At 64.2% G+C, this 12,528-nt stretch carries 11 protein-coding genes and 2 pseudogenes; 11 read left to right on the top strand and 2 right to left on the bottom strand.

Going from position 1 to position 12,528, the window contains the following annotated elements:
• Positions 1-6 precede the first annotated feature (6 nt).
• A complete protein-coding gene (locus MB901379_RS01470; RefSeq protein WP_158014989.1) occupies positions 7-927 on the top strand; it encodes an LLM class F420-dependent oxidoreductase in 921 nt (306 codons plus the stop codon).
• Entirely contained in the window at positions 928-2,091 is a 1,164-nt protein-coding gene (locus MB901379_RS01475) for an acyl-CoA dehydrogenase family protein (protein WP_158014990.1), read from the top strand.
• Here the strand turns inward: MB901379_RS01475 and MB901379_RS01480 are convergent, their stop codons facing one another.
• Positions 2,092-2,769 (bottom strand): DUF427 domain-containing protein, encoded by a 678-nt coding sequence (locus tag MB901379_RS01480; protein WP_158014991.1) that lies wholly within the window; start codon positions 2,767-2,769, stop codon positions 2,092-2,094. It abuts the gene before it with no gap.
• A pseudogene (locus MB901379_RS01485) lies at positions 2,766-3,954 on the bottom strand (phosphotransferase). The gene MB901379_RS01480 and the pseudogene MB901379_RS01485 overlap by 4 nt, the downstream one beginning before the upstream one ends.
• Before the next feature lie 129 nt (positions 3,955-4,083).
• Here MB901379_RS01485 and MB901379_RS01490 point away from each other — a divergent pair.
• The 9 genes and pseudogenes from MB901379_RS01490 (at position 4,084) to MB901379_RS01530 (ending at position 12,524) form a co-directional block, all read left to right on the top strand.
• Positions 4,084-5,391 (top strand): hydroxyacid-oxoacid transhydrogenase, encoded by a 1,308-nt coding sequence (locus MB901379_RS01490; RefSeq protein WP_158014992.1) that lies wholly within the window; start codon positions 4,084-4,086, stop codon positions 5,389-5,391.
• A 126-nt stretch (positions 5,392-5,517) separates the two neighbouring features.
• A complete protein-coding gene (locus MB901379_RS01495; RefSeq protein ID WP_158014993.1) occupies positions 5,518-6,687 on the top strand; it encodes a CoA transferase in 1,170 nt (389 codons plus the stop codon).
• A gap of 108 nt (positions 6,688-6,795) precedes the next feature.
• Positions 6,796-7,344 (top strand): hypothetical protein, encoded by a 549-nt coding sequence (locus tag MB901379_RS24300; RefSeq protein WP_232021961.1) that lies wholly within the window; start codon positions 6,796-6,798, stop codon positions 7,342-7,344.
• Positions 7,332-7,517: an SDR family oxidoreductase gene (locus tag MB901379_RS24305; protein ID WP_232021962.1), complete on the top strand. Its 186-nt coding sequence runs from the start codon at positions 7,332-7,334 to the stop codon at positions 7,515-7,517. The genes MB901379_RS24300 and MB901379_RS24305 overlap by 13 nt, the downstream gene beginning before the upstream one ends.
• Positions 7,499-9,019 (top strand): annotated as a pseudogene (locus MB901379_RS01510) (flavin-containing monooxygenase). The gene MB901379_RS24305 and the pseudogene MB901379_RS01510 overlap by 19 nt, the downstream one beginning before the upstream one ends.
• Positions 9,016-9,957 carry an alpha/beta hydrolase gene (locus MB901379_RS01515; RefSeq protein WP_158014996.1) on the top strand — a complete coding sequence of 314 codons (942 nt, stop codon included), beginning with the start codon at positions 9,016-9,018 and terminating at the stop codon, positions 9,955-9,957. The pseudogene MB901379_RS01510 and the gene MB901379_RS01515 overlap by 4 nt, the downstream one beginning before the upstream one ends.
• Before the next feature lie 407 nt (positions 9,958-10,364).
• Entirely contained in the window at positions 10,365-11,036 is a 672-nt protein-coding gene (locus MB901379_RS01520; protein WP_158014997.1) for a class I SAM-dependent methyltransferase, read from the top strand.
• A 439-nt stretch (positions 11,037-11,475) separates the two neighbouring features.
• Positions 11,476-11,982: an acyl-CoA thioesterase gene (locus MB901379_RS01525; protein ID WP_158014998.1), complete on the top strand. Its 507-nt coding sequence runs from the start codon at positions 11,476-11,478 to the stop codon at positions 11,980-11,982.
• Positions 11,983-12,083: 101 nt separating this feature from the next.
• The gene (locus MB901379_RS01530) at positions 12,084-12,524 is read left to right on the top strand and encodes an SRPBCC family protein (RefSeq protein ID WP_158014999.1); all 441 of its coding nucleotides are present in this window, start codon (positions 12,084-12,086) and stop codon (positions 12,522-12,524) included.
• Positions 12,525-12,528: the final 4 nt, after the last annotated feature.

The raw sequence follows: 12,528 nt of genomic DNA on the forward strand, positions 1-12,528 counted from the left end.
GTTTCGGTGCGTTTCGCCATCACCCACCCGATGCACAGTCAACCGTATCACCCCGAGTTGTTGTCCGGATCGGGCATCGCGTCGGTCGCCGCGGCGGCCGAAGGCGCGGGTTTTCACGGGTTCGGCTTCACCGACCACCCGGCGCCGTCGCAGCGCTGGCTCGACGCCGGCGGCCACGACGCGTTAGATCCCTTTGTCGCCTTGGGTTTTGCGGCGGCCCGAACTGCGACACTGCGCCTGATTCCCAACATCATAGTATTGCCGTATCGAAACCCATTCCTAGTAGCCAAATCCGGTGCAACTTTGGATCTGCTGTCCGGTGGCCGATTCACCCTAGCGGTTGGCGTGGGTTACCTCAAACGTGAGTTCGCCCCCCTGGGGGTCAACTATGACGAGCGCGCCGAGCTATTCGAAGAGGCGCTGCGGGTGATTCGTTTGATATGGACCACCGATGACATGTCCTTCGATGGAAAGCATTTCACCGCGTACGGGATCACCGCCCACCCACGACCAATCAGTCGGCCACACCCACCGATATGGATAGGCGGCAACACCGCGGCGGCCCGCCAGCGAGTCGCCGACTACGGTGATGGCTGGTGTCCGTTTCCGGCGCCGGCACGGCTGGCCCAAACCGCCGGCACCGCGGCGATCGACTCGGTCGACCGACTCGCCGCCGGAATCGATGACTTGCGGCGCCGATGCGACGAGGCGGGTCGGGACTGGTCCGAAATCGACATCATCTTCACCAATTTCGAGGGCGGCAGCCTCGGCGCCGATGACTTCGACGCCGCTGCCTATCTCGGCGGTCTGGATAAACTGGCGACGCTTGGCGTCACTTGGGTTCACGTTGGTCTGCCTGGCGACAGCCTTTCGCATGCGCTCGATAGCGTGGAGCGTTTCCGCGCCCTTGTCATTGATGCCGGATAAATGGACTTCTCACACGTCGAACTTTCCCGCGAGAACCGGATTTTCCGCGGTCAGACCCGGGCCTTGCTGGCCGAGCACGTCACCGACGAAGTGCGTGGTCGTGATCGCAGAACAGGAGAAAACTTTGACGAGCAAGTCCATCTGGCGCTCGGGGCGGCCGGCTACCTGGCTTCGGATTGGAAACCCGAGTGCGACGGTGGGTTCAGTGCCATCCGCCGCCGAATTTTCGAGCTCGAGATCGGCCGCGCTCACACCCCGTGGTATCACTGGGGTACCACCTCGGTCGTCGCGCGGGTGGTGCAGCAGTTCGGTGCCGCCGAGCTGATCGACGAGGTACTACCCGAGGTGCTGTCCGGTGACACCCGGCTGTGCCTCGGTTACACCGAGCCAGAAGGCGGCTCCGACGTTGCCACCTGCAAGACGCGAGCAGTTCGTGATGACAAAAGCTGGATCATCAACGGCTCCAAGATGTTCACATCGAATGCCCAGAACAGCAAGTACGTGTTCCTGCTGACTAACACCGACCCGCAGGGGTGTAAGCACAAGAATCTGACCATGTTTCTGGTGCCGCTCGAATCGCCGGGTATCGAGATGCAGGCCATCCGAACGATAGACGGTGACCGCACCAACGTCGTGTTCTACAGCGACGTGCGCGTCGCCGACCGCTATCGGATCGGCGAGGTGAACGGTGGTTGGACGGTGATGCGGTCCGCGCTTGACTCCGAGCACGGCATTGTTGCTACCGGCGGCGATGGTCTGCAGGACGTGGCGGCGATGGCGGGGCATGGTGTGGTGATGGCCGAGGCGGTTGACCAGATCGCCTCGGCGGTGGCGCGGTCGGACTGCACTGGACGTCGCCTGATTGACGACGCGTCGGTGAGATATCGGCTCGGACGCGCCATCGCGCGGACGGAAGCAGCGTTGTCGACTCCGGGCATGTTCGGTCGCGTCGCAATAGCGCAGACAATGCGAGACATTTCAACGGATTTGATGGATGTGGTTGGCACTGCCTCGGCGTTGCCGACCGATGCCAACGGGGCCGTCGGTAGTGGAGCGATCGAGCATCTTTTTCGGCTGGCATTACCGACCGGCGTCTACGGTGGCACCCTCGAGGTGTTCCGCAACATGATTGCTCAGCGGGAGCTCCGGCTCGGGCGTCCGTGACTATGGGGTCGGTAGCTGCGCGGCGACGTGCAGGCGAGTGGCGTCGAAACTGAGAAATCCCTTGATCGGTTGGCTTTCCGGCAACGGATCCGCGTAGCTCCACGCGACGTCGTCGACGAGCATATCGTCGACGACGGCGGACCAGTATGTTGCCACACCCTTGTAGTTGCAGTAGCTTGATGTCGCCGATTTTCGCAGCAGATGGGTGCGTACCAGCGTAGGATCCACGTAAAGTCTTGGCTGCAGCGATGTTTCGAAGACGATCACCGTGTCACGGGTATCCACCAGAGTGGTGCCGGCGAGAGAGACGTTCAGATGGCGCGTGGTTGGCCGGCAGTCGACCCGATGGTAAGGGTTTGGGGGGTAGTGGACAAGCTTGCGGCCCTCCTCCCACCAGCTGTCAACGGCGCCCCAGGGCACGTGCACAAAGCCAGGCGCTTCGCTCTCGAACTCGGTCGGCAAATCGACGATCTCTTCGGCCGGGAAGACATAACTAAGCGGTTGATCGCGTCGATGCACCAGGAGCGCTCGCTCGGTGTCGATGACCAGGAGCCCGTCGCGGAAGGCTTGGACACGCCGCGGATGTGGTTCGACATAGACAAGGTTGGCCGTCACCGGTGGGCAGAACCGTCCGGCCGGATTCTTGCTGAGTGGACCATGCCCTGCCGCCAGGCTCATGATGTTCCTCCCAAGTCGGGCCCTTGCAGCGCGGCTACGGTGTCCAGGTCGTGGACGGCCGCGACCGCCAATTCCAAACCCGCGAGCGCGATATCGGCCGACTGCATACCGCCTAGTCCGGCGACGATCGTGGTCGCCACATAAGCGTAGGCGGCCGCCTGCCGATAGCGTCGCCAAAGCTCATCGCGCTGCAGATCGGGACCCCCGGCAGCCGCCAACGCCCGCCGGTAGGTGTCCAATAATTCACGCTCGCATCGCTGCCGGTCCGCGGTGCTCATGCTGGTGATCAATGTGTAGGCGAGATCGCGGGCGGGGTGACCGCACCGGACCGCCTGCCAGGCCAGCAGTCCGGCCGAAACGTTTTGCCCTGCACCGCGAAAGTAGCAATTACCGCGGTGCGCGTCGCCGTGCAACACGGTATGCGGCGGCGTATCGATGAGCCGGGCGACCGCTGGGTAGTGCTGGATGATGAATTCGCCATCTGCCACCGGAATCGGGGTTCGGGTCGCCAACCGGCGCGCCGAGGTGCGCAGCATGGTGGGAACCAGCGGGACGCTGGGGTCGTCGGAGCCCGAATACAGCCAGCCGAACCTGCCGGAGTCCACTCGTCCCCAGAATGTCCCGTGTAGTCGGGCGAGCAGCTCGACGACCAAGGCTGCCTGGTCTTTGGTGAACGGGTGCAATGTATCTGGGAATTGGCACTGACCATCCGCCAAGTCCTGCAACACCAGCACGAACCGGCCCGTCGGCCCATCGAACGACGACCCGTATGCCGCGGGCACTGCGCCGGCCAGCTCGGCCGACAATTGCCGGTAGAACTGCACTTCGGTTTCGCCGAGACGGCCCAGCTCACCCATCAGCCTGGTGGCGCCCGTTTGGGCGGCCATCTTGACGAAGACCGAATCCGGGACTTCGTCGCCGTGCGCCGCCAGCCGGGCACGCGATGTCGTGCCGCTGGTATCGGCGATCACCGATATCGAGGTCACCGCGCGTCCCATGATCCGCGACATCGTCGCCGCGCTCAGGTCCTCGATCCGCCGGGGGAACCTTCGGGCGCCGCGCAGCGCGCCGTCGGTCGCAGACCCGCTGGACACCACGCCCTAGATGCGCGGCCAATCGAGCCAGCGCGACAGCTCTGTTTCCCGACACCGAACCACCTCGACGATCAACGACCCGACAAACCATTACAAATGGCCGCAATAGTGTAAATCCACGATCCTTCGGGCCGGGCTGGCGGCGGACAATCAATCGGGGTCAGGCGACGTCGCCGTTTCGCCCGTGCGGTAGATTGCCGTCGCGACTCAGGAGGACGCGATGGCGTGCTGTGGCTTCCCAACGGTGTCCGAGGGCGGTGACGGAGCCTTCACCGTCGACGCGTCCCGGGTCACTTTCGGGCGCGGCTGTCTCGGCGAGGTGGGCGACAGAGCCGGTGCGCTCGGGCTGCGTCGGGTGGCGCTGTTCTCCGATGCCCGGGTGGCCAAGCTGCCGGTCTTTGCGAAAGCCTACAACTCGCTCGTCGCGGCCGGGCTGGACGTGATCACCTACACCGACGTCCATGTCGAACCCACCGACGCGTCTTTTCTGGAAGCGGCACGCTTCGCGCAAGAGGCCAACCCCGATGGATACGTGTCGTTGGGCGGTGGCTCGGTGATCGACACGTGCAAGGCTGCCAATCTGTACGCCAGCCATCCCGCAGACTTGTACACCTACGTCAACGCGCCCATCGGCGCGGGCAAGCCGGTACCCGGCCCGCTCAAGGCGCATATTGCCTGCCCCACGACGGCGGGCACCGGCAGCGAGGTAACCGGGATCGCGATCTTCGACCTGCTGTCAATGTCGGCGAAGACGGGCATTGCGTCCCACGCGCTGCGTCCCACCGAGGCTCTGATCGACCCCGACTGCACCGTGAGCTTGCCCCCCGAGGTCGTCGCGTCGGCGGGACTCGACGTGTTGTCGCACGCCGTGGAGTCCTACACCGCGCGGCCCTATGTGCATAGACCCCGTCCGCTGCGCCCCAGTCTGCGGCCGATGAGTCAGGGCGCAAACCCGTGGAGCGATCTGGGCTGCCGTGAGTCGATGCGGCTGCTGGGGCAATTTTTAGAGCGAGCGGTCAAGGACGCTTCCGACACCGAGGCTCGCGAACAGATGATGTGGGCTGCGACGCTGGCGGGCATCGCCTTCGGCAATGCCGGCGTACATGCGCCGCACGGCATGGCCTACGCGGTGGCGGGGCTGGTCCGTGACTTTCGGCCCGCGGGCTACCCAGCCGATGAGCCACTCGTGCCCCATGGCATGGCCGTCATCGTCAATGCGCCCTCGGTCTTTGGCTTTACCGCGGAGGCGAGCCCAGAGCGCCATTTGCAGGCCGCCCGGCTGCTCGGCGCTGACCCTAAGGGCGCCGGCCCACGCGACGCGGGCGAAGTGCTTGCCGGGGAGATTGTCCGCATCATGCGTGCGGTGGGCATGCCGAACGGGCTCGGTGGGCTGGGCTACACAGAAGATGACGTGGTCGCCCTCACGGAGGGGGCGCACCCGCAGCAGCGCCTTCTGCAGAACGCGCCACGAGAGATGAACAAACCGGTTCTGACCGAACTGTTTCGGCAAGCCCTGCGCTATTGGTAAGGGCATGACCGGTGCGCAATGCGGGCGAGCTTCGGTGCTGCGCGAGGCGGTGACCGGCATTCGGTGATGCACCCCGCGGATTGGTCCAGGTGATCTGGCCGCGCGGCGCTGACTAAGGTGCCAGTCATGGTGGGACCGGTGGCGGGCATCAAAGTCGTCGAGCTCGGGGTGTGGGTCGCGGCTCCGGCCACCGCCGCGATCCTGGCCGACTGGGGCGCCGACGTGATCAAGATCGAACCTCCGGCCGGCGATCCAGGCCGGATGTTCGGCCGTATGCTGGGCTGTGATCTCGGGTTGAACCCGCCGTTTGAGATGGACAACCGCTCTAAGCGCAGCATCGTGCTCGATCTCACCACCGATGCCGGCCGCGATACGGCGTTCGAATTGCTCGCGGGCGCAGACGTTTTCGTGACCAACCTACGCCCCGGTGCCTTGCGACGGCTGGGGCTCGACTTCGATTCGGTGTCCGGCCGCAATCCCCGGCTGGTCTACGGCTTGATCTCCGGGTACGGCGAAACCGGACCCGACGCGGACCGTGCGGCCTACGACGTGGCGGCGTTTTGGTCCCGCGCCGGGGTCGCGCACCTGCTCACCAAGCCCGGCGACACGCCCCCGTTTCAGCGCGGCGGCATGGGTGATCACTCGACGGGCATGACCCTAGCCGCGGCCGTGTGCGCGGCATTGCTCGCGCGTGAGCGCACGGGTGCGGGGCAATTGGTGACCACCTCGCTGTACCGCCAGGGTGCCTACACGGTGAGTTTTGACCTCAACACCTACCTGCTCACCGGCCAGCAGATCGCGATCGGACAGCGTGAGTCGATGGGTAATCCGTGCATGAACAATTACACCGCCGGTGATGGGCGAGGCTTCTGGATCGTTGGACTGGAGGTCGAGCGGCACTGGCCGTCCCTGTGTCGCGCTGTCGCGCGGCCCGAATGGCTGACCGACCCGCGGTACTGCGACGCTCGTGGGCGCGCGGCGCATGCGGTCGACCTCATCGCTCAGCTGGACGAGATCTTCGCGACCAAGGCGCTTGCCGAGTGGGCGGAGGTCTTCGCGGGCGAACCGGACTTCTTCTGGTCGCCGATCAACACGCTCGAGGACGTTGTCGCCGACGAGCAGTTTCACGCGGCGGGCGGGATCGTCGATGTGCCGGATAGCGAATCGAGCGTGCCGATGGTTGCCACGCCAGCCGATTTCCACGGCACGCCGTGCGCGCCCCGATCCGTGGCACCTGAACTCGGCCAGCACACCGAAGAGATTCTTGCTGAACTCGCGGCACGCCGCCCGTCCTGACAGACCCGCCGAACCTTTACAAAATAGCGTAAAAATGTCACGCTGTGCGGAGAGCCGCGTCACCGGGCAGTCCTACCGGTTGTGCTTCGATGCAAGAGGAATGGATCGATGGTCACTCCAACGTTCGACATCCGTGGCTACCCGGATCGGCACACCCAACCGCGCCTCGGCACGCAGGGCGAATGTCTGCGCCATCGACTTGAGATCGTGGCCACCAGTGTCATCGACGTGGTAGCCGCCGCTGGCGGTTGGGTCTGCGACCGGGCACTGGCCGGTTGGCAGGTGACCGTGCTGTTGCCGCCCGGATGCGACACCCGTCCGGTGCGGATCCTCGGGGCGAGCACCGCAGAGATGCCGGCGGGTCTTGCCCTGCCCGGTCGGACGAGCCCAACCCTGGCGGTCAGCGCCAGCGCGTTCGCCGCGGATGATCACGTTCGCCAGCGGGTCCTTGAGTCGCTGGATCACCGGTTGGCCGAGGTTGCGCTATGGGGCGACGGGTGGCCATTACGAGTCAGCCGTGGAACCCGTCCTGTGCACCACGTACTCAGTGCGGCCGCGCGGGCATTCAAACGCCAGGCGCTCGCCGCGGCCGGAACTCCGCACGTATCAATCGATTATGTCGAAGCGCTACTTGGCGACACGATGTGGACCGGCTAGACAGCAGCGATGAAGAGACTCAGGCCCGGTTGGTGGCGACAGCGATGTTCGGGCGGCTCGGGCGGCCGCGGGAGATCGCCGACGCGGCCGCGTTTCTAGTCTCCGAAAAGGCATCGTTCATCACCGGTACGGAACTGGTAGTCGACGGTGGGCAATGTCTACAGATCCGATGAGAACCCAACTTTCTGTCGGCATTATCGGCGCCGGGCCCCGGGGGGATCGCGATGGGAATCATGCTGATTCAAAAAGGCTTTCATAATTTCACCATCTTCGACCGCGAGGCCGATGTGGGTGGAACGTGGCACGTCAACACCTATCCGGGGTTGGCGTGCGATGTGAAGTCCATCTCTATTCCTACTCCTTCGAGTTGAACTCCGCGTGGTCGCGGCTGTGGTCCAGGCAGCCGGAGATCCTGGCCCACTTCCGGCGCTGCGCCGACCAACATGGCCTGCGTCCGCATCTGCGGCTACAGACTGAAATCAGGGCGGCGCAATGGGATAACACGACACACCGATGGTGTTTGACCACGGTGGAGGGGGAACAGCACCATTTCAACATCGTGGTGTCGGCGGTGGGCCTGTTCAACCGGCCGGTGTTTCCGGAACTCGTGGAACAGGAACGATTCACCGGAACAGTCATGCATTCGGCAAGATGGGATCACTCGGTTCCGCTTGCCGGGGCCCGAGTGGCCGTGCTGGGTACTGGATCGACGGCATCGCAGCTGGTGCCGGAATTGGCCAAGGTGGCGGCCAAGGTGTATTCGGTGCAGCGATCGGCGACCTGGATTCTGCCCAAGCCGGATCGGCCGTACACCCGGTGGGAACGCTGGGTATTCGCCCACATCCCATTCGCCAAGAGGTTGTACCGGATGCGGTTGTGGATGCGCAGCGAGTCGAACATAACCGTGATCGAGCACGGCAGCGACAAGACACAAGAATTTACTGCCATAGCTTTGCGCATGCTCGAAAACACGGTCAGCGATGAAGAATTGCGTCGCAAGCTCACGCCGGATCATCCGATGGGATGCAAGCGGCTGGTGCTTTCGTCTGCCTACCTGGCCGCGTTGACTAGTCCAAATGTGGAAGTGGTGACCCGCCCCGCGCGATACCTGCGCGCCCGGTCGCTGGTTACCGAAGACGGCACCGAACGCGGCGTCGACGTGGTGGTGTGTGCCACCGGCTATGCCGCCGCCGACTATCTGGGGCAGATGACGGTCGTCGGTGAAGGCCAAGTCACGCTGCGCGAAGTCTGGCGCGATGGAGCGCATGCCTACCTCGGCATGGCCGTGCCCGAGTTTCCGAATTTCTTCATGTTGTACGGACCCAATACCAATGTCGGTTCCAACAGCGTGATCTTCATGCTGGAAGCGCAGGCCCGCTACATCGCGCGAGCGTTGGTCTACCTTCGGCGCAAAGGTAAGACCTACGTTGCGGTGCGGCCATCGGCGATGTCGGAATTTACCGCCAAGATCGACCGCTGGATGCAGGGGACTGTCTGGACCACGCAGTGCAGCAATTACTTCCGGGCGCCAAACGGGCGGGTGGTCACCCAATGGCCGCGTAGTGCGCGTAGCTTCTGGGGCATGACACGTCGCTTCCGGCGCGCTGACTTCCAGTTTCTGACCCGGGCCGAATCCGTCCTGGACAGCGACACCTCGACGGTGGGGCGCCGGTGAGCGATCTGGAGGCGATCGATCGGCTCGACGCCGCGCTGCGCGCTGTCGCGGTGACCCGAACAAACTTCTCCTCCGAATCGATTCCGATGATCCGCGATTCGATGAATGATCGGCGCCGGGCGTCCGCCGAAGCGGAAACGGCCGCCGCGGGGGTGCCCGTCGTCGAAGACGTCGCGCGCGCTGAGTCCGGTGCAGCGGTGCCGGTGCGCATCTACCAGGGCGCGTCGGCGCCTGCGCCTGCGGTGATCTATTGCCACGCTGGCGGGTTCGCCCTGGGCAACTTGGACACCGATCATCGGCAATGCCTGGAACTGGCCCGGCGAGGCCAGTGTTCCGTGGTGTCGGTCGACTATCGGCTGGCGCCGGAACACCCTTTTCCAGCGGGGCTCGATGACGCGATCACCGTGTTGCAGTGGACGGTCACCCACGCGGCCCGGCTGGGTATCGATGCCGATCGGCTGGCCGTTGCCGGTAGCAGCTCCGGCGGCGCCCTGGCCGCATGTCTGACGCATCGGGCCGCTGACGGCTTGCTGCCCCCGATCGCCTTTCAGTTGTTACACCAACCGGTGCTCGATGATCGGCCTACCGCCTCCATGCTCGAATTCCGCGGCACCCCGGCATTCGATGGTGAGGCGGCAGAACTCATGTGGCGACATTATCTGGCCGGGCAACCGGCTTCGCCGGACGCCGTCCCCGCTCGCAGGGCCGTATTCAACGGACTGCCACCAACGTTGATCACATGCGCAGAAATCGATCCGTTTCGTGACGAAGCGGTCGAGTACGCGCTGCGGCTGCTTCGTGCGGGGATATCCACTGAGCTACATGTATTTCCGGGCGCCTGTCACGGATTCGATTCGTTGCTGCCCGAATGGTCCACGACGCAAAGGCTTTTCGCACTACAGGGAAACGCATTGTCGACCGCGTTCCGCGAAGGGTAGGCGACGGTGTCCACCGAAAGTGGGGCACCAGCTGACGGTGCCCGAACGAGGAAATGCTGCCCTTGCGGCGGTCACTCTGATTGCTGAACTGTGTCTACCGTTGGGGCTCCTACACCCGTTTGGTGGAAGCAAGTGCGTCACCGTGGCACATGGGGTCCTATTCAACTCAGACGAGACAGTTTTTGGGATGGCCGTCTTCATCGTCGACGATGTCTGCGACCGACGAACAACCTCTAGGCCGCTACGATCGGCCAGCTCGGGCCGGCGGGCATCACGGAAATGGATGTCGCAATTCGCCATTCCCGCTGGCCGGGGCGGTCATCTTGGCGGGCTCACGTAGAGTTGCCACGATGCGCGCACGGTGGCCCCTGGCGGTGCGCCGGCAGGAAGGTGCATAGTCCACCCGTATGACAGACGATCGCCTCAACACGGCAACCAAGGACGGCAGCCTGGTCGAGATCTATCGGCGCATGTCGGGGACCGCTGAGGTGGAAACCATTGCGGCGTGGCTCAAACCAAACAGCACGGTGTTGGACTTAGGAGCCGGTGCCGGACGCATCGCCAATCCGCTGGCCGAACTCGGACACCAGGTCACTGCGGTAGACGACTCGGCCGACATGCTCGCCCACGTCCGCTGCGCCCGAACCGTCCAAGCCCGCATCGAAGACGTGCGGTTACCCGAAAGGTTCGATGCAGTACTCCTGATGAGCAGCCTGGTCAACTATCCGGGGACGCAACTGCGCAGGGGCGTCGTCGCGACTGTCGCGCATCATCTCAAGCTGACCGGCAAGGCACTCATCCAGTGGAGCTCACCGAGTTGGTTCGCTCAGCGGCCGCCGGGCCGTTACCGGCGAATGGACGGTCAAACGATGCAGACCATGGCGATCCACACCAGCGATGGCGAGTTCGTTATCGGAGAGTTCACCCTGGATTTCGACGGAATGAGTCTGACCCAACCGCTTTGCGTGCAACGGGTAAGTGTCGACGAACTCAGGTCCGTGCTCGAACACGCCGGATTGCGCTTGAACACACCCGATCCGGAATCGGCGCGATGGCTCGAGGCGTCCCCGCAACGCTGACCGATTCGACATCCGCGAACCGCGGGCGAGGCGCTACCCCGCATCGAACGTGAGGAGTTGGCGCACCGCCGAGTCGGCAAGGTGGCGGCCGCCCGGGTCTCCACAGTGACACGAATCGCGGAATGTCGCGCCCGCCATCCCGGCACGTGTTCCCAACGGCGACCGATTGTCCTGGTAGCGGTTTCGCGCCGGCACCCCTGGGGCACGTGGTCGGGTACCGGAACGACGCTCACCCGGTTGACCCCTACCGACAAAACCGAGTTGTGGACGATGCCGGCGGCCTCGCGTCCGAGCAGCTTCGGAACCGGCCGTACCTGCTCGCCGTTGACCACGCCGGGCCCTGCGGATCCAGTTTGAGGTCGACAACGCTGATCGGCCGCGGTGAACCGATTCGCTCCAACACCGCGGCTCCGGATGTGAAAAATGTTGGAATACAACCATGGCTTCAGTCCCGTCAGTCCCGTCAGTCCCGTCGGTGCCCGGCGGGTCGGCAAACACCTTGACCAGTGCGGACTTTCCCGTGCTGTGGCCGGTACTCACCCGCTGGGCTGACAACGACATGTTCGGGCACCTCAACAACGCCATCTACTACCAGCTGTTCGACACTGCGATCAACGCCTGGATCGTCACCCTTACCGGCGTCGACCCGCTCACCATGTCCACCCTGGGCATCGTCGCCGAGTCGGGCTGCCGGTACTTCTCCGAGCTGCGATTTCCGGAGGGCCTGGTGGTGGGCTTGGCGGTGACCCGGCTGGGCCGCAGTAGCGTCACGTACCGCCTTGGGGTGTTTAGGGCCGGACGGGAGCAGCCCGACAGCACCGCACGGGAGCCGATCACCGCACTCGGGCATTGGGTGCACGTCTACGTCGATCGGATCACCCGCAAACCCGTCCCCATGCCCGAAGTGATCCGCTCGCTGCTGTCGACGGCCCGCGTGAACGAATAGCTTCGCTGCGCCGAGATGGCATCTGAGGCTGTCGGTTTCGCCGGGATCGCGAGGCGGCTGCACTTGTCTGGGCGGGTGCTGCGCCCAGGTATGCTTCGCCAATGCCAGTTATGAGCAAGACGGTCGAGGTCAGTGCCGACGCCGCGGCGATCATGGGGATCGTCTCCGATATTGAGCGGTACCCCGAATGGAATGAAGGGGTCAAGGGCGCCTGGGTGCTGGCTCGATACGACGATGGCCGCCCCAGCCAGGTGCGGCTGGACACCTCTATCCAAGGCTTCGAGGGCGTTTATATCCACGCCGTGTACTACCCGGGCGACAATCAGATTCAGACCGTCATGCAGCAGGGCGACTTGTTCCTCAAGCAGGAGCAGCTGTTCAGCGTGGTAGAGGCCGGAGCGCTGAGCTTGTTGACCGTGGACATCGATGTCGAGCCCAGCATGCCCGTGCCACCACCGATGGTGAAACTGTTGCTCAACAATGTGCTCGAGCAGCTGGCAGCAAATCTCAAGCTGCGCGCCGAACAATTGACGCCCGACTAGGCGA

This window comes from Mycobacterium basiliense (assembly GCF_900292015.1).
GTDB lineage: Bacteria > Actinomycetota > Actinomycetes > Mycobacteriales > Mycobacteriaceae > Mycobacterium > Mycobacterium basiliense.